The sequence below is a fragment of the Variovorax sp. 01N425 genome (genome assembly GCF_056399465.1).
This window is the reverse complement of sequence record NZ_JBFTRJ010000003.1, coordinates 43,123-60,154: the sequence shown is the minus strand read 5'-3', so window position 1 is coordinate 60,154 and position 17,032 is coordinate 43,123. Positions and strand designations below refer to the sequence as shown.

The following is a 17,032-nucleotide window of genomic DNA, read 5'->3' as shown; positions in this document are numbered from 1 at the left end:
TCGGGGGATGGCGCAAAGCTTCATTTCGTTGTCGGCCCTCCAGGTGATGTGCTGGGGGCTGATCTTTTTCGGCGGCATCTACCTGGGATTCGGTGTCCTCAACTGGCTACTGGCCCGGCGGGTGCTGCCCGCGCTCGGCATCGGGCGCGTGCTCGACCCGCGGCCGCTGCAGCCGGGGCAGCTGCGCCGCGAACTGGCGCAGTCGGGCGTGTCGGTGCTCGTGTTCGGGCTGGGCATGGTGTTTCCGTGGGGCTTGCTCCAGCTGGGCTGGGCGCGGCTCGATGCCGACGCGGGCTGGCGCCAGGTCGCGGCCGAAATCCTGGTGCTCGCGATCTGGAACGACGTTCATTTCTGGTTCAACCACCGGCTGCTGCACACGCGCTGGCTGCGGCGCTTTCACGGGCCGCACCACCGCTCGGTCGTGACCACGCCATGGGCGACGTACAGCTTCCATCCGATCGAGGCGGCCATGCTCGGCAACGTGATCCTGCTGCCGATGCTGCTGCACGACTTCAGCTTCTGGTCGCTCGCGTCGGTGCCGCTGTTCAGCCTGTTCTTCAACAGCATCGGGCATTCGAACTACGACTTCTTTCCCCGGGCGTCGTACAGCCACTGGTTTGCCGCAAGCCGCCGGCACCATTTGCACCACGCCTGCCACAGCGGCAACTACGGCTTCCAGTTCACTTTCATGGACCGGTTGTTCGGCACGCGCATTGCCGCCGACGCGGCCGAGCCGCAGTTCCTGGCCTTCCGCGAGAAGCAGCAACGCCAACCGCAGCATGGCACGCCGGCCTGAGGCGCCGCGCCGGCCGGCGCGCCTTCGCCATGGGCGCGACTGGCAGAGCCTGGCGTACCTGGCGGCGCTCCCGGCGCTGGCGGCATGGCAGTGGATGCACGGCTTTGCCGTGCTGCTCTATGCGCCGATGCTGTTCCTGACGCTGGGCGTGGGCGTGATCCACCACAACCATGTGCATCTGCGCATGTGGCGCGGGCGGCGCATGAACCGGGTCACCGACTTCTGGATCACGCTGCTGCAGGGCCATCCAACCTTCGTCTTCTGGCCGGCGCACGTGGCCAACCACCATCGCCACCGGCACGGGCCGCGGGACGTGGCGCGCACCTACCGCTTCGGCGGCGACACCAACCATCTGCGGGGCTACCTGCTGCATCCGTTCCAGGCCGTGTGGGTGCTGGTGCCGGTGTTCTTCGGCTGGCTCGCGCGGCTTCGCAGGCGCCGGCCGGGACCCTGGCGCTACTGCATGGCGCAGTACGCCCTGTGGCTCGGCAGCTGGAGCGCGCTGCTGCTGCTCGACTGGCGCAAGGCCCTTCTGCTGGTGATCGTGCCGCAGCTGCACGGGCTGCACTGGCTGCTGGCCACCAACTATCTGCAGCACGCACATGCCGACGGACGCCGGCCCGTGCCGGATGTGGAGGCGCGGCGCGATACCGCGGGTACCCGCCTGAACTACGCGCGCAATTTCGAGGGGCTGGTGAACCCTTTGCTGTTCAACATCGGCCTGCACACCGCACATCACGAGAACCCGCATGTCCACTGGTCCGAGCTCACGCAGCTGCACCGCACGCGCTACCGCGCGCAGGTCGATCCTGCGCTCAACGAGCAGGGACTGGTGCCCTACATGGTTCGCGTGTTCGTGCTCGGAGCGCTGTGGCCGCGTTTTCGCAGCCGCCCGCTGATGCCGTCCGTGCCCGTGCCGCCCGAGTCTCCAACCCACTGAACCATGCCCGTCCCATTCCAACGCGTCTATATCGAGAGCGCCGGCTACTTCATGCCCGGCGAGCCCATTCCCAACGAGCGCATGGATGCCTACATCGCACCGCTCAACCGGATGTCGGAGCGCATCAAGCGGCGCATCCTGGCCGAGAACGGCATCCTCACGCGGCACTATGCGATCGACGAGGAGGGCATGACGCGCCACACCAATGCGCAGCTGGCGGCATGCGCGATCCGCGACTGCCTGCAGCGCGGCGGCGCCGAGCTGTCGCGCGTGTCGCTGCTGGCCAGCGGCTCTTCGGGCGGCGACACGCTGATGCCCGGCTTTGCCAACATGATCCAGGGCGAACTGGCGGCGCCGCCCATGGAGACGCTGTCGGTGCACGGCATCTGCGCTGCGGGCGTGTCGGCTATCCAGTCGGCCGCGCAGGGCATCGAGCTGGGGGCACACCGCAGCGCGCTCGCGGTGGCCAGCGAAATGCCCTCGCGGCTTTTCAAGCGCTCGCGCTTTGCGGCGCGCGGCTACGAAACCGACTTCGATTCGCACTTCCTGCGCTGGATGCTTTCCGACGGCGCGGGCGCGCTGCTGCTGTCGGACGGCGCGCCCGCGCTGGCCGGCAATCCAGGGCTGCGGCTGCGGCTCAAGTGGGTGCACCAGCGCGCGTTCTCGGGGGACTATCCGGTCTGCATGCAGCTGGGCCTGACCGAGGACCGCGCGCGCGGCCATCTGGACTTCGGCTCGTGGGCCGAGGCGGAGGCGGCGGGTGCCTTGTCGCTGCGGCAGGACATCCGCCTGCTGCCGCATCTGTTCGACATCGGCATCCATGAATACGCAACGCTGGTGCAGGGCGGATGGCTCGATCCGAAGCGGATCGACCACTTCCTGTGCCACTACTCGTCGGAGAAATTCATTCCCGTGGTCGAGGACCTGATGGCCAAGGCCGACCTCGCCATTCCGCGCGAGCGCTGGTGGAGCAACCTGGCCTGGCGCGGCAACACGGGGGCCGCGTCGATCCTGATCATGCTGTCGGAGTTCCTGCACACCAAGGCGTTGAAGCCGGGCGAACAGATCTTCTGCTACGTACCGGAATCGGGACGCTTCATGGCCGCCTACATGCTGCTGGAGGTCGAGGCCGCCGAGGCGCCCGCCCAGGCGCTGGCCGTTCCGCGCACCACGGCCGACGCGGCCCCGGACGACGAAGCCGCGATCGCTCCGCCGCACGACCCGGCCGCCGCGCCCGAAGGCCTCGGCGCGCTGCTGACCGAACTGGCCGGCATCTGGCACGACTACCGCTCGCGCGCCTGGCGCACGCCGCTGATCCGCCAGATCCGCGAGCGCCGCCTTGCCTTGCCCGACTACCTGAACTGGATGGAGCAGTGGATCCCGCAGGTGCGCGAAGGCAGCCGCTGGATGCGCGAAGGCGCCGCTTCGCTGACCGGCCCGTACCAGGCGCTGGCCGCGCTGATCGACGTGCACGCGGGCGAGGAGCAGGACGACTTCAACATTCTCTTCAGCGACTACCGCAAGGCCGGCGGCACCGTCGAGCGGATCGACGATCTGCGCCGCAACCCTGGCGGAGAGGCGCTCAATGCCTACCTGCACGGCCTGGCCGCCACGCGCAACCCGATCGGCCTGCTGGGCGCCATCTACATCATCGAGGGCACGGGCCAGCGCATCGTTCCCGCGCTGCTGCCGCTGATCAAGGCCGGCCTGAAGCTGCTGCCCGACGCCTTCCGCTTTCTCGAATACCACGGCCACAACGACGAGAACCACCTGAACCGCTGGCTCGCCGCGGTGGAGATGGTGATGGCCGTGGAAGGCGGCGAGGGCGCCGAAGGCCGGGGCCGGGCGGCCCGCCAGATCATCGATACCGCGCGCCACACGGCCGCGCTGTACCTGATGCAGTTTCAGCACATTACACAGCGGATGCCCCATGAGCCGAACGCCTGACTTTCTTGCGCAGGAACACGACGAGCGCGATCCCAGTCCCTGGCTTGCGCTCTACCTGGACCAGAGCACGCCGCTGCCCGACGAGGTCAAGGCAGCGTGGCTGGCCGATTCGAGTTCGGGCTCGCGCCAGTACCTGCTGCCGTTCCTGCGGCCAGTGGCGCGGCTCACGATCATCCTGATCCAGGTGGTGAAGGTGTTCGTGCCGCGCAACTGGTCGCACTCGAAGCTGCTGCACCGGCTGCTGGCCTGGGGACTGAAACGCTTCGTCTCGCCGGAAGCGAACTGGCTGATCCTGCGGCATTTCCACCTCGGCTCGCAGGTGCTGGGCTTCATCGGCCGCAATTCGCCGGTACCCGTGGGCACCTCGCCGCTGGAGCCGGCCGACATCGATGCGCTCAAGGACGAGACCTTCCTGAAGCACGACCTGAATCTCTTCAACTTCGTGATCCGGCTGAACCAGGCGCTGCGCGACAAGGGGCTGGTGCTGGCCAAGGCGCCCGAGGTCGATTTTTCGATGATCAGGGACCCGGGCCTGCGGCTTTCGGACATGCCGCGCGGCAGGCTCAACTTTCTCGACCTGCAGAGCGCCATCGAGCTTTTCACGCCGCTGTACCAGCTGATGCTGACCGACAACGACTTCTGGCGCGCCGCCAATTCGCTGCAGCTGGACGAAACCATCGGCATCTACGCGGCCACCTTGCTGGGCGCCCCCGAGCACCTCATCCTGGTGAACAACAAGCATCCGCTGGTGCCGCTTTCGACCCTGCGGGCCGGGCACCGGCTGGTCATTCACGGGCTGTCGACGGAGATGCTGCACAGCCTGCTGCGGCGCATGCAGGCCGCGCAGGGGGCAACCCCCACGCCGTAGCAGCCACTTGCATAAGCGTATGCTGCCCCCAGATGCAATCCATGAACACGACCCATAATCCGTCTTCCAAGACCGATCTGGCAGTGACCCACGTGCTGGCTCAACTGCTGGAGCGGCTTGAGCACAGCGCCGTCCCCGTAGGCGCCGAGCAGTACCGCTCGGTGGTAGAACACCTGGTGCACGAATTCAACGACGTTGAGCCGGGCGCCGACCTGGGGCGTCTGCTGGACGCCTATCCTGCCGCCGCCGAGGTCTACGAAAACCTCAATTACCAACATGCCGGCCTCTGCCGCTCGGCGCTCGACACGGCGCTTGCGGCCGAAGTCAGCGCGAGAGAAGCCATTGCACGCGCCATGCGCAACACCGAACCGAAAAAGGACAAAGCCGATGGCCAAAGCTGAGGTCAAGACCGCCGTTGTGGCCGATGGCCTGCGTTACAAATCGAAGGCACCGGGCTCGCCGTTCCGCGCTTCGGCGTCGTTCAGCGGGGCGACCATGTCCTGCTTCATGTGCGGAAAGCACCGCGTACGGTCGCAATTGCGCACCCGCCAGGTGCTGGGCAAGTCCCAGACCGTTTGCGCGCCCTCGTGCAAGGCGCTCGACGAATCGCTCGAATAAGCCGGACTCGCGGGCCTAGCATGGCGGCGCGACGCCTTGGCGACATGCCCGAGCGTGAGAATTGCAGATTTTCTTTCCAAATCGCCTGCAATAGATATACAGTTAGACACAATTGATGCATTTATTGCGTTAGTCAAAAGTTCTAATTTGTAGTCGACGGCAAATGATTTTGTGTATGTGCAATAACGCCCAGCGCCGGGCGATTTGCGGAAGGAATCTGCAATGAACAAGTCGCGCCACGTGGTCATGCAGGTGGTCAAGCGTTCCTCCGGCAGTGCGACGCACCATGTGGAATTCCTCATGGACAACATCTTTGCGGAGCGCCTGCGCCAATTGCGCTCGCTGGTTCCGCCGCTGGGCAGCCTCAACAAGCAGCGCGACCTGGTGATCGACAAGGTGCGCGCGCGCCTTCCGAACGCCGTCTGGCGCACCGGAAGCCATGTCGACGAGGGCGTGGAGGGCTCCTGCATCGTCATTGCTGCGGAAGGCTCGTTCAATTGCGGCGGCAAGGACCGCCTGACGCGTGAAAAGCTGGTGACCTACAACTTTTCGATTTCGCGCCTGATCGAATTGCACGCCGAACGCCCCGACGGCGAAACCCTCTACATCCGCGACGGCACCTTTGCCAACGACGAGCCCGCCGACTCGGCCGCGGGCCTCTGGGTGGCCTCGCTGACCGAGCAGGAAACCGTGATGCGCATTCCGGATGCCCCTTCGGACTTCGACACCCTGCACGACCTGGCAATGCGCCCCGAACAGCGGGCCGCCGCCACTCCCCCCAGCCACAGGGCCAGTTTCTACTGAAGAGCCTCGGCCGCCGCGCCTACCGCCGTGTAGTGTGCGCGGTTGTTCTCGAGCCAGCGTGCCGACAGGCTGCTGTCCTGCTGCGCCGGATGGAAATCGGCGCGAAAGTAGCTGCGCCAGGCCTGCCGGTTGCCTCTGAGCAGGCCGCCTTTGCCAAGCAGGATGCGCGCGGCGCTCTTCCAGGTCGCCCATTTCCACAGCTGGCCTTCGCGGCGCAGGTTGTCGGCGGTCTGGCGCATGAGGTCGCCCAGGAACATCAGCGTCACGCGCCGGAACCAGCGCCTGCGCCAGGCGTCGGACCCTTGCGCAGCCTGGTAGATGTCGAACGCCACGGCCTTGTGCTCCAGCTCTTCGGCGCTGTGCCAGAGCCACATGGTGCGCAGCCGCGGCTCGGCGCCGTCGAGCACCTGGGGGTGGGCGAGCAGCCATTCGGCGAACATGGCGGTGAAGTGCTCCGTGGCTGCGGTGGCTGCCAGCGCATGGCGCGGATCGGCGCCCTCCAGCAACTGCATGCGCCTGGCGGCGCGGGGAGTCCAACCGTCCACCAGGCCCTGGTCCTGCAGGTGGGTGTTGAAAAGCGAATGAATGCGCCGGTGCGTAGCCTCCTGGCCGATGAAGCCGCGCACGTCGGCGCGAAGCGCTTCCTGTGCTTGCGCCGGCAGCGTGGCCGCGGCGTCGCGCACGGCATCGATGAAGAACTGCTCGCCGAACGGAAAGCTCATCGACAGCGCATTGAAAAAGGCGGTGGAGAATGCGTTGCCGCCGCACCAGTTGCGGCCGAACGGCGTTTGCAGGTCGATCAGAAGGCGGCGCACGACAAGGTCGGCCATGGCGGATGTTCCTTGGAAAATGCGATGCGGTACACATTCGTACCAATTTCCTGGAATGGTGCGCGCCACGGCTGGTACCGTCAAGTACCAATGCGGAGGACAATGTCTTTTCCATGAGCATCGCGACTGAAAAACCAGCCCTTGAGGCCGCCTCCGCAGAGCCGGCCCACGAGCACTACGCCCGGCTGCTGGAAGGCATGGCGCGCGCCGTGGCCGCCAAGGGCTACGCGGACACCACCATTGCCGACATCGTGCGCGAGGCCGCCGTGTCGCGCCGCACCTTCTACGAGCATTTCACGACCAAGTCGGAGTGCCTGATCGCGCTGTACGAGGCAGCCAGCAAGCTGGCGCTGCGCGCGGTGAGCGAAGCCTTCGATCCGGCCCAGCCCTGGCATGCGCAGGTGGAGCGGGCGATCACCGCGTATTTCGACTACCTTGCGCAGGATCCGGCGCTGCTGCGCACACTGTTCGTCGAGATCCTCGGCCTGGGCATGCCGGGGCTGGCGGCGCGGCGCCGGGTGAACGGCGAAATCGCCGGCTTCATCCAGGCGGCCATCAACAACGGCCCCGCGGCGCACCTGACGAGCGAAATGGCGATGACCGTGGTGGGCGGCATCAACGAACTGGTGCTGCAGGCCATCGAACAGGACCGGGTGGGTGAGCTCGGCCAGCTGGTGCCGCCGGCCACGCGCCTGGTGCGCGCGGTGGCGGCGGAGAGCGCCAGGTAGTACCAGCTAGCAAAGAGCGTCAGGTGGGCCTGGCCTGCGCCGGATCGTAGAAGAACTCTTCCTGGGCGATGCGCTCGCCCTCCCAGCGCTGCCAGGCGAGTTCTTCCATGCGCATGGCCTTGCCGTCCTTGAAGCGGAAATCGAAGACCCAGCGGATCACCACGTGGTCGCCGTTCACGAACACCGGGCGCACGCAGGTCGAAACCACCGAGGCGGTGCGGTCCAGCGTCGCCTGCTCGCGCGCAACCAGCGCGCTGCGGCCGCGCCGGGGCTCGGCCTGGTTCTCGCGCATGGTCGCGTCCTCGGTGTAATAGTCCTCGATGGCCTGGGCGTGCGCACCGCTTTCCACGGCGGCAATGAAGGCCTCGAGTCTTTCCGTGATGGGCATCAGGCCTTGACCTTCACTTCGACGCGGCGGGCTTCGCTCGCGGGCCCGTCCGCCTGGGTCTGCTCGGGCTTGGCAAGCTCGATCTTGTCCGCGGGGGCGCCGGCGGCCTTGAGCGCATCGCCCACGGCCACGGCGCGCTGCTTGGCGAGCTCGGCGTTCTTGGCCGGATCGCCGCTTGCATCGTGGTAGCCGCTCACGAGCAGCACGCTGCCGCTCTGCACGGCCTTGATGACATCGGCCAGTGCTTCCTTGGCATTGGGCGCGACCTCGGCCTTGCCGCTCTCGAAGTAGAACTTCACCACGCCGTTCTCGACCTTCACGGCCGCGGCGTCGGCGGCTGCCACGGTGCCGGAGGCCACTGCCGCCACCGGCGCTGCGGGCGCGGAGGGCTGGGCAGCGGCGGCCGGCGCGGTCGCTGCCGGAGGCATCTCGACCTTGTGCGGCACGGCCGCGGCCGCATCGCCGGCATGGAACTTGACCACCAGCGGCACGATCAGCAGCGCCACGATGTTGATGATCTTGATCAGCGGATTCACCGCCGGGCCGGCCGTGTCCTTGTAGGGGTCGCCCACGGTGTCGCCGGTGACGGCCGCCTTGTGCGCCTCGGAGCCCTTGCCGCCGTGGTGGCCGTCCTCGATGTACTTCTTGGCGTTGTCCCATGCGCCGCCGCCCGTGCACATCGAGATGGCGACGAACAGGCCGGTCACGATGGTGCCCATCAGCAGGCCGCCCAGCGCCTTGGGCCCGAGCACCAGCCCGACCAGGATCGGCACCACCACCGGCAGCAGCGAGGGGATCATCATTTCCTTGATGGCCGCGCCGGTCAGCATGCCCACGGCCTTGCCGTACTCGGGCTTGCCGGTGCCTTCCATGATGCCGGGGATCTCGCGGAACTGCCGGCGCACCTCCTCGACCACCGCGCCGGCCGCCCGGCCCACGGCCTCCATGGCCATGGCGCCGAACAGGTAGGGAATCAGCCCGCCGATGAACAGGCCGACGATCACCATCGGGTCGCTCAGGTTGAAGCTGATGTTCAGCCCGAAGCTCTCCAGCTTGTGGGTGTAGTCGGCAAAGAGCACCAGCGAGGCGAGGCCGGCCGAGCCGATCGCGTAGCCCTTGGTCACGGCCTTGGTGGTGTTGCCCACGGCATCGAGCGGGTCGGTCACGGCGCGCACGCTGTCGGGCAGCTCGCTCATCTCGGCGATGCCGCCGGCGTTGTCGGTGATGGGACCGTAGGCGTCGAGCGCCACCACGATGCCCGCCATGCTCAGCATGGCCGTGGCGGCCACCGCAATGCCGAACAGCCCGGCGAGCGCATATGAGGCCATGATGGCCACGCAGACGCAGATCACCGGCCATGCCGTCGAACGCATCGAGACGCCCAGGCCCGCGATGATGTTGGTGCCGTGGCCCGTGGTGGAAGCCTGCGCGATGTGCTGCACCGGCTTGTACTGCGTGCCGGTGTAGTACTCGGTGATCCACACCAGCGCGGCCGTGAGCGCCAGGCCCACGAAGCAGGCGCCGAACAGCTTGAGCTGGCTGCCGCTCGGGGCAATGGCGTTGTCGGGGATGAGCCAGCTCGTGACGAACCAGAACGCGATCAGCGACAGGAGGCCCGCCACCGCCAGCCCCTTGTAGAGCGCCGGCATCACGTTGGTCATGCCCGGCGAGGCCTTGACGAAGAAGCAGCCGATGATCGACGCGATGATCGACACGCCGCCCAGTGCCAGCGGATAGAGCACCGCATTGAGCGGCGCCGCCGTGACCATCAGCGCGCCCAGCACCATGGTGGCGATCAGCGTGACGGCATAGGTCTCGAACAGGTCGGCCGCCATGCCGGCGCAGTCGCCGACGTTGTCGCCCACGTTGTCGGCAATCACCGCCGGGTTGCGCGGGTCGTCTTCCGGAATACCGGCCTCGACCTTGCCCACCAGGTCGGCGCCCACGTCGGCGCCCTTGGTGAAGATGCCGCCGCCCAGCCGCGCGAAGATCGAGATCAGCGAGGAGCCGAAGGCAAAGCCGATCAGCGGATTGAGGATGGCCGAGAGGCTGCGGTCCGGCGTGAGGTTGCCGTTGCCCGCCAGGAACCAGTAGAAGACCGAGACGCCCAGGAGGCCCAGCCCCACCACCAGCATGCCCGTGATGGCGCCGCCGCGGAATGCGACGTCCAGCGCCGGGCCGATGCCTTGCGTGGCCGCCTGCGCGGTGCGCACGTTGGCGCGCACCGACACGTTCATGCCGATGAACCCGCAGGCGCCCGAAAGCACCGCGCCCACCACGAAGCCGATGGCCGTGGTCGCGTCCAGGAAGATGCCGATGAGAATGGCCAGGACCACGCCGACCACCGCGATGGTGGTGTACTGCTTGGCGAGGTAGGCCGATGCGCCGGCCTGGATGGCGGCCGCGATTTCCTGCATCCGCGCGTTGCCCGGGTCCTTGGCGAGAATCCAACTTCGGGCCCAGAAACCGTAGCCGACGGCCACGAGGCCGCAGACGATGGCGAGTATCAGGGGGGTGTTGCCGATCATGCTTTGCTTCTCCATTCGTTCGTTGTGACTAGTGGAGACGGACAGCATGGGTCCTGCGCGCAACGCGTACGGGACCCAGGTTTTCCGTCGCGTTGCTTCCTCGAAGCTCGCAGCACCGAGGTGCGGAGCCGATTGGCCAACGGGTGCAATTTACAGGCAAAAACAAGAACGCGTGCGACCGGGCCGTGACACGGAAAGTAAACTCCGGGTTTGTCCCCATCTCCCCTCATACTTTTCAACTACTCGAAAACGTCATGTCCTTCGACAAAGTCTCCCCCGGCAAGAACATCCCCGACGCCTTCAATGTCGTGATCGAAATCCCGATGAATGCCGACCCGATCAAGTACGAAGTCGACAAGGAATCGGGCGCGATCTTCGTCGACCGCTTCATGACGACGGCGATGTACTACCCGGCCAACTACGGCTACGTGCCGCAGACCCTCTCCGGCGACGGCGACCCGGTCGATGTGCTGGTGATCGCGCCGTACCCGCTGCTGCCGGGCGTGGTCGTGCCCTGCCGCCCCCTGGGCATCCTGATGATGGAGGACGAAGCCGGCGTCGACGGCAAGGTGCTGGCCGTGCCCACCGACAAGGTGCTGCCGATCTACAGCCACTGGAAGTCGGTCGACGACGTGAACCCGATGCGCCTGAAGGCCATCAGCCACTTCTTCGAGCACTACAAGGACCTGGAAGCCGGCAAGTGGGTCAAGGTGCTGGGCTGGGAAGGTATCGACGCGGCCAAGAAGGAAATCGTCGACGGCATCGCCGCCTACAAGAAGTAAGCGGCTTCCCGGGTGTTCGCGGCCGGCTGCTCAGCCGGCCTTGAAGGGGCTGCGTTCGCCCAGGTGGTCCATGTAGTTCTCGATGCCTTCGCCCTCGCGCTCGAGAAAACGTTCGACCGCGTCGGCGAAGCCGGGGTGCGCGAGCCAGTGCGCGCTGGTGGTCTTCACCGGCATCAATGCGCGCGCCATCTTGTGCTCGCCCTGCGCCCCGCCTTCGAAGCGCCGGGCGCCGTGGGCAATGCACCAGGCCAGCGGCTGGTAGTAGCAGGCCTCGAAATGCAGGCAGTCGACGCGCTCCACGGCGCCCCAGTAGCGGCCATAGGCCACCAGCGCGTCGTCCCCGTGGGTGGACAGCGCGATCAGGCTCGCCGCGATGGGCTTTCCTCCGCGCTCGGCGACGAACAGCAGCCAGGCTTCGGGCATGGTGTCGGCCATGCGCTGGAAGAAGTCGCGCGAAAGATAGGGCGGGTTGCCATGCTCGCGGTAGGTGCGCGCATAGCAGCGGTAGAAGAAATCCCAATCCGACCGGGCGATGTCTGCGCCGCGCGACCAGCGAAAGGTCACGCCGGCCTCGGCCACCTTGCGGCGCTCCTGCCGGATCTTCTTGCGCTTGTCGTGCGACAGGCTGGCAAGAAAGGCTTCGAAGTCCGCGTAGCCGGCTGTCTCGCCTGATTCCCCCGGGGCGGCATTCGTCCAGTGGAACTGCACCGTGTTGCGCAGCATCAGGCCCGCTTCGGTGCAGGCGGCAATGTCGGCGTCCGCGCCGAACAACAGATGCAGCGACGACAGTTCTTCCTTCCTGCACCAGGCCACCAGTGCCTGCACCAGCAGCGTGCGGTCCTGCGCATCGCGCGCCAGCAGGCGTGCGCCGGGCACCGGCGTGAACGGCACGGCCACCACCGCCTTGGGATAGTAGGCAAGCCCATGCTGCTCGTAGGCGTTGGCCCAGGCCCAGTCGAAGACATATTCGCCATAGGAGTGGGTCTTGATGTAGGCCGGGCAGGCCGCCCGCAGTTCCTCGCCGCGCCACAGGGTGATGAACTGCGGCATCCAGCCGCTTTCGGGCGAGGCGCTGCCGCTGTCGTGCAATGCCGAAAGGTATTCATGGCGCATGAAGGGCGAGGGCTGCGCCTCGGCCGCGAGGAGGGCGTTCCATGCTTTCGGGTCCAGGTCCGACAGCGACGCCACCACCCGAATGACATAATCGTTCAAGCCTTTTTCTTCCTTCCGTATGACGCTCAAGCTCGCCATCGCGCAACTCAATTTTGTGGTGGGCGACCTCGCCGGCAACGCCAGGAAAATCGTCGATGCCGCGCGCCAGGCCCACGCCCAAGGTGCACGCCTTCTGCTGACGCCCGAACTCTCGATCGCCGGCTATGCGGCAGAGGATCTTTTCCTGCGTCCCGCCTTCACCGAAGCTTGCGATGATGCCGTGAAAGGCATTGCCGCCGCACTGGCCGATCTCAAAGACATGGTCGTGGTGGTGGGGCATCCGACCGGCGGCAGCCTGCGCAGCCGCTCGGTGGCAGTGCAGATGCGCTACAACGCCGCCAGCGTGATCAAGGAAGGCCGCATCCTCGAAACCTACGCCAAGCGCGAGCTGCCGAATTACCAGGTGTTCGACGAGCGCCGCTATTTCACGCCGGGGCAGGGCACCTGCGTGTTCGAGGCCGGCGGCGTCTCGGTGGGCGTGCTGATCTGCGAGGACGCCTGGTTCGACGAACCGGCCGAACTGGCCCGCGCGGCGGGTGCCGAAGTGCTGGCCGTCATCAACGCGTCGCCGTACCACGTCGGCAAGGAAGGCGAGCGCGTGGCGCGGATGGCCGACCGGGCGCGCGCCGTCGGGCTGCCGCTGGTCTATGCGCACCTGGTGGGCGGGCAGGACGAAGTGGTCTTCGATGGCGCCTCCTTTGCGCTGCAGGCCGATGGCGCGCTGGCCATGCAGGCCGAGAGTTTCAAGGAGAGCCTGGTCTTCATGCAGATGGAGCGCTCGCCCCAGGGCGTGGAAGTGGTGGCGGCGCCTTCGGCCATCGCTGCGCCGCGCGAAGCGGAAGCCCAGCTGTGGGATGCACTGGTACTGGGCGTGCGCGACTACATCGGCAAGAACGGCTTTCCTGGCGCCATCCTGGGGCTCTCGGGCGGCATCGACTCCGCATTGGTGCTTGCCATCGCGGTCGATGCACTCGGCAAGGACAAGGTGCGCGCCGTCATGATGCCTTCGCCCTACACCGCCGACATCAGCTGGATCGACGCGCGCGAAATGGCCACCCGCCTGGGCGTGCGCTACGACGAGATCTCGATCAAGCACACCTTCGAGTCGTTCAAGGGCGCACTCGCTGATGAGTTCAAGGGCCTGCCCGAGGACACGGCGGAGGAGAACATCCAGGCCCGCATCCGCGGCACGCTGCTGATGGCGCTGTCGAACAAGTTCGGCTCGATCGTTCTCACCACCGGCAACAAGAGCGAGATGGCCACCGGCTACTGCACGCTCTATGGCGACATGGCGGGCGGCTTCGCGGTCATCAAGGACCTGCTGAAGACCACGGTGTTCGCGCTGGCCCGCTGGCGCAATGCGCACGACCCGTACGGCACCGGCGCCTCGCCGATTCCCGACCGGATCATCACGCGGCCCCCGAGCGCCGAGCTGCGGCCTGACCAGACCGACCAGGACAGCCTGCCGCCCTACGACATCCTCGACGGCATCCTGGCACGCTACATGCAGGACGACGAGGGCATCGACGAGATCATCGCCGCCGGCTACGAGCGCGCGGTGGTCGAGCGGGTTGCGCGGCTCATCAAGATCAATGAATACAAGCGGCGCCAGGCGCCTGTGGGCATTCGGGTGACCCACCGGAGTTTCGGCAAGGATTGGCGTTACCCTATCACCAGCAAGTTCAACGAAACCGCCGGAGCGCAAAAACCATGAAGCAGATCACCGCCATCGTCAAACCCTTCAAGCTCGAGGACGTACGCGAAGCCCTGGCTGAGGTGGGCGTTACCGGCCTCACAGTGACCGAGGTCAAGGGCTTCGGACGCCAGAAGGGGCACACCGAGCTCTATCGTGGTGCGGAATACGTGGTCGACTTCCTGCCGAAGATGAAGGTGGAAGTGGTCGTCAACGAAGGCGACGTGGAGCGCTGCATCGAAGCCATCGTCAATTCCGCGCGCACCGGCAAGATCGGCGACGGAAAGATCTTCGTCACCGGCGTGGAGCGCATCGTGCGCATCCGCACCGGCGAGGAAAACGAGAACGCCGTCTGAAAAAGGCCCGCTCCGGGAAGCGCGCTACAGGTTTTCGGCCAGCCGGTCGTTGCGGGGGTGCAGGGGCACCTCGGCGCGCAGCGCGCTGAGCAGTTCGGTGGGGTTGGTGCCGGTGCGGATCAGTTCCATCTGCCAATCGCCCATGAAGCCCTCGCGCACGCTGTGCGCCAGGAAGCCCAGCAGGCCGTCGTAGTAGCCGGCGGTATTGAGGATGCCGGTGGGCTTGTCGTGGTAGCCGAGCTGGCGCCAGGTCCAGATCTCGAACAGTTCCTCGAAGGTGCCAATGCCGCCCGGCAGCGCGACGAAGGCGTCGGCGCGCTCGCCCATCATGGCCTTGCGCTCGTGCATGGTGTCGACCACGTGGAGCTCGTCGCACAGGGGATTGGCCAGTTCCCGGTCGACCAGCGCCTTGGGAATGATGCCGACCACGCGGCCGCCGGCGTTGCGGGTGGCCTCGGCCACCGTGCCCATCAGGCCGGTGCGTCCGCCGCCGTAGACCAGCTGGCCGCGGTGCGCGCCGATCCACTGGCCGACCGCTTCCGCGGCCTTGGAAAACTCGACTCGCTCGCCGGGTCGCGAACCGCAATACACACAGATCGAAAATTCAGGATTCATGCCGCCATCATGCCTCGTGCGGCGGGCATCTTCATGACGCGAAGCGATGCCACAGCGCCGCCAGCCAGATGCCGCCGCACAGGGTGAGCGACAGCAGCACGGCGGCGCTGCCCATGTCCTTGGCGCGCTTGGAGAGGTCGTGCCATTCGGGGCCGATGCGGTCGATGGCGGCTTCGACTGCGGTGTTGAGCAGCTCGACGATCATCACGAGGATGGCGCTGCCGGCGAGCAGGGCCACTTCGACCCAGCTGCGGCCGAGCCAGAAGGCCGCCGGGATCATCACGACGGCCATGATGGCTTCCTGGCGGAACGCCGGCTCGCTCCAGCCCGCGCGAAGGCCGTGCAGCGAGATCAGGGTGGCATGCCACACGCGCTCGAGGCCCTTGCGGGCCTTTTGCGGGTTCACGGCGGGGTCGGGAAGCTTGGGCAGGGCACTCATCGGCGGCTCATCGGCTTGGAGGTTATGAGCCGCGTACCGGCCCAGGCGTCGTGCCAGAACTGGCGCTCGGGGTGAAAGCGCGCCAGCAATGCCCAGACGGCGACCCATCCGAAGATCAGCACCGTGGATTCTCCGCCCGAAAGCTTGAAAGGCGCGATGGCGGCCAGCGGCGGCAGGAACCAGATCCAGCTGAGCAGGTAGCGCAGGAGCGCGCGGGCCTGGGTGAGCGGGCGTCCGTGCGCATCGACGATGCGGATGTTCCAGGTCTTCATGGCCAGCGTCTGGCCCCGGGTCCAGAACCAGACGAAATAGACGCCGAACACCACGAACAGGAAGGCCTGGAGCAGGTGCCGGCGGGAATCCATGGCGTCCCGCATCTGGCCGAGCGTGCTGAACAGCCAGCCCGCAACGAACACCACGGCGAACAGCAGCATGCCTTCATACAGCCAGCATGCCATTCGCCGCCACAGGCCGGGCACTATCAGAAGAGGAGCGCTGGAGGGGGTATCTGCGAGCGATGAAGAGGGATTCGATTCCGAGAACTCGGAAGAATTTGAAGCCATCGAAACCTTGGGAATCAGGGGGGCAAGGGCTGCTCGGCGCCACGGCCTGCAGGGTTGGAGGCGGACGGTGATGGCGACGATGGCGGCGAAACCGGGGCGGCCGCCGATGATGGCATGGGTACCTGGGCCTCGGCCGGAGTCGGCTGCGACATGGTGGCGGATGGGGAGGGCGCGGAGACGGCGGACGGGATGCGTTCCGGCGGGGACGCCACCATGATGGCGGCGGGCACCGTGGCTGGCACGGAAGCGGCAGGCGGGGCCAGCATGATGCGGGGGGTGTGCTGCCCCGCCGGCGTCACGGCCGGCACCGTCACCAGCTTCTGCGCAGGAACCGGGCGCACCGGAATGGCAGCGCCGCGCGGCTTGGCGGGCGCGCGCTCCGCCAGCCGGCGCTTTTCTTCCTCGCTCAGGGCCTGGTACTCCTCCCACTTGGCCTTGCGTTCGTCGGCAGGGACGCGTTTCACCTCGGCAAAGTTGAGGCGCGCCTGGGCCCGCTGCTGATTGCTCAGGGCGGCCCATTCGATCATTCGGCTGTGCAAGGTGGCTTGGTCATCGGCCGACATGTTCGCGTAGTTGCGTGACAGTGCCAGCCATTTGCGCTTGTGCCCCGGGTTCAGGGCGTGCCAGTGCGGCGCGAGCGGCCGCAGCGCCTGCTGCTGCTTCGCGCTGAGTTCGCTCCAGTACGGCCGGGTGGCCGGGGCGGTTTTCGAGGCGGATGGCGGCGAACCCGCCGCCTGTGCGCCGCTGCCGGCGGATTTGAGCGGCTGCTCCGAATGCGTCTGGGCGCTGGCGAGCGTCAGGCCGAACAACGCGGCGGCAAGGACACCCGCCCAAATGACAGCGCCCGACGTTGGCGGGCGCAGCGGGCGAGGCGTATCGGTGCGGGAAACGGGAGGGCGTCGCATTCGTTCAACAGAGAAATGAC

General features: G+C 66.8%; 19 protein-coding genes. 11 read left to right on the top strand and 8 right to left on the bottom strand.

The features are described 5' to 3' along the window. Positions 1-7 precede the first annotated feature (7 nt). The 7 genes from AC1DSC_RS05870 (at position 8) to AC1DSC_RS05840 (ending at position 5,973) form a co-directional block, all read left to right on the top strand. Positions 8-796, top strand: a complete 789-nt coding sequence (locus AC1DSC_RS05870) for a sterol desaturase family protein (protein ID WP_012747457.1) — start codon at positions 8-10, stop codon at positions 794-796. Next, the gene (locus AC1DSC_RS05865; protein WP_012747458.1) at positions 780-1,736 is read left to right on the top strand and encodes a fatty acid desaturase; all 957 of its coding nucleotides are present in this window, start codon (positions 780-782) and stop codon (positions 1,734-1,736) included. The genes AC1DSC_RS05870 and AC1DSC_RS05865 overlap by 17 nt, the downstream gene beginning before the upstream one ends. 3 nt (positions 1,737-1,739) lie before the next feature. After that, positions 1,740-3,683 (top strand): beta-ketoacyl-ACP synthase III, encoded by a 1,944-nt coding sequence (locus tag AC1DSC_RS05860; protein WP_012747459.1) that lies wholly within the window; start codon positions 1,740-1,742, stop codon positions 3,681-3,683. Beyond that, positions 3,667-4,551, top strand: a complete 885-nt coding sequence (locus AC1DSC_RS05855; RefSeq protein ID WP_012747460.1) for a DUF6999 family protein — start codon at positions 3,667-3,669, stop codon at positions 4,549-4,551. The genes AC1DSC_RS05860 and AC1DSC_RS05855 overlap by 17 nt, the downstream gene beginning before the upstream one ends. 32 nt (positions 4,552-4,583) lie before the next feature. Further along, complete coding sequence (locus AC1DSC_RS05850) at positions 4,584-4,952, top strand: hypothetical protein (RefSeq protein WP_012747461.1); 369 nt, start codon at positions 4,584-4,586, stop codon at positions 4,950-4,952. Continuing rightward, entirely contained in the window at positions 4,939-5,169 is a 231-nt protein-coding gene (locus tag AC1DSC_RS05845; protein ID WP_012747462.1) for a hypothetical protein, read from the top strand. The genes AC1DSC_RS05850 and AC1DSC_RS05845 overlap by 14 nt, the downstream gene beginning before the upstream one ends. A 222-nt stretch (positions 5,170-5,391) precedes the next feature. Further along, complete coding sequence (locus AC1DSC_RS05840; RefSeq protein ID WP_012747463.1) at positions 5,392-5,973, top strand: hypothetical protein; 582 nt, start codon at positions 5,392-5,394, stop codon at positions 5,971-5,973. On the opposite strand, the gene AC1DSC_RS05835 is transcribed toward AC1DSC_RS05840, so the two are convergent. Beyond that, entirely contained in the window at positions 5,967-6,803 is an 837-nt protein-coding gene (locus tag AC1DSC_RS05835) for a metal-dependent hydrolase (protein WP_012747464.1), read from the bottom strand. The genes AC1DSC_RS05840 and AC1DSC_RS05835 overlap by 7 nt on opposite strands. A gap of 113 nt (positions 6,804-6,916) precedes the next feature. Here AC1DSC_RS05835 and AC1DSC_RS05830 point away from each other — a divergent pair, with 113 nt between their 5' ends. Continuing rightward, positions 6,917-7,531 (top strand): TetR/AcrR family transcriptional regulator, encoded by a 615-nt coding sequence (locus tag AC1DSC_RS05830; protein WP_012747465.1) that lies wholly within the window; start codon positions 6,917-6,919, stop codon positions 7,529-7,531. 19 nt (positions 7,532-7,550) lie between these two features. Here AC1DSC_RS05830 and AC1DSC_RS05825 read toward each other — a convergent pair whose 3' ends face one another. Together AC1DSC_RS05825 and AC1DSC_RS05820 are read right to left on the bottom strand one after the other, a co-directional pair. Beyond that, positions 7,551-7,919: a nuclear transport factor 2 family protein gene (locus AC1DSC_RS05825; protein WP_012747466.1), complete on the bottom strand. Its 369-nt coding sequence runs from the start codon at positions 7,917-7,919 to the stop codon at positions 7,551-7,553. Beyond that, positions 7,919-10,447: a sodium-translocating pyrophosphatase gene (locus AC1DSC_RS05820; RefSeq protein ID WP_012747467.1), complete on the bottom strand. Its 2,529-nt coding sequence runs from the start codon at positions 10,445-10,447 to the stop codon at positions 7,919-7,921. Before AC1DSC_RS05820 ends, AC1DSC_RS05825 begins: the two co-directional genes overlap by 1 nt. A gap of 254 nt (positions 10,448-10,701) precedes the next feature. On the opposite strand from AC1DSC_RS05820, the gene ppa reads away from it, so the two are divergent. After that, on the top strand, positions 10,702-11,229 hold the full coding sequence (ppa, locus tag AC1DSC_RS05815; RefSeq protein WP_012747468.1) for an inorganic diphosphatase: 528 nt from the start codon (positions 10,702-10,704) through the stop codon (positions 11,227-11,229). Positions 11,230-11,259: 30 nt separating this feature from the next. Here the strand turns inward: ppa and AC1DSC_RS05810 are convergent, their stop codons facing one another. Continuing rightward, the gene (locus AC1DSC_RS05810) at positions 11,260-12,441 is read right to left on the bottom strand and encodes a GNAT family N-acetyltransferase (RefSeq protein ID WP_012747469.1); all 1,182 of its coding nucleotides are present in this window, start codon (positions 12,439-12,441) and stop codon (positions 11,260-11,262) included. Positions 12,442-12,460: 19 nt separating this feature from the next. On the opposite strand from AC1DSC_RS05810, the gene AC1DSC_RS05805 reads away from it, so the two are divergent. Both AC1DSC_RS05805 and AC1DSC_RS05800 read left to right on the top strand, forming a co-directional pair. Beyond that, on the top strand, positions 12,461-14,155 hold the full coding sequence (locus tag AC1DSC_RS05805) for an NAD+ synthase (protein ID WP_012747470.1): 1,695 nt from the start codon (positions 12,461-12,463) through the stop codon (positions 14,153-14,155). Next, positions 14,152-14,490, top strand: a complete 339-nt coding sequence (locus AC1DSC_RS05800) for a P-II family nitrogen regulator (RefSeq protein WP_012747471.1) — start codon at positions 14,152-14,154, stop codon at positions 14,488-14,490. Before AC1DSC_RS05805 ends, AC1DSC_RS05800 begins: the two co-directional genes overlap by 4 nt. A 24-nt stretch (positions 14,491-14,514) precedes the next feature. Here the strand turns inward: AC1DSC_RS05800 and AC1DSC_RS05795 are convergent, their stop codons facing one another. From AC1DSC_RS05795 to AC1DSC_RS05780, 4 genes are read right to left on the bottom strand one after another with little or no spacing between them, the layout of a single operon-like run. Beyond that, entirely contained in the window at positions 14,515-15,105 is a 591-nt protein-coding gene (locus AC1DSC_RS05795; RefSeq protein ID WP_012747472.1) for an LOG family protein, read from the bottom strand. A 31-nt stretch (positions 15,106-15,136) separates the two neighbouring features. Beyond that, positions 15,137-15,544 (bottom strand): diacylglycerol kinase, encoded by a 408-nt coding sequence (locus AC1DSC_RS05790; RefSeq protein WP_012747473.1) that lies wholly within the window; start codon positions 15,542-15,544, stop codon positions 15,137-15,139. Further along, positions 15,541-16,107 carry an RDD family protein gene (locus AC1DSC_RS05785; RefSeq protein WP_026284176.1) on the bottom strand — a complete coding sequence of 189 codons (567 nt, stop codon included), beginning with the start codon at positions 16,105-16,107 and terminating at the stop codon, positions 15,541-15,543. Before AC1DSC_RS05785 ends, AC1DSC_RS05790 begins: the two co-directional genes overlap by 4 nt. Positions 16,108-16,121: 14 nt before the next feature. Continuing rightward, positions 16,122-17,012, bottom strand: coding sequence for a DUF3106 domain-containing protein (locus AC1DSC_RS05780; RefSeq protein ID WP_012747475.1), 891 nt, complete (start codon positions 17,010-17,012; stop codon positions 16,122-16,124). Positions 17,013-17,032 lie beyond the last annotated feature (20 nt).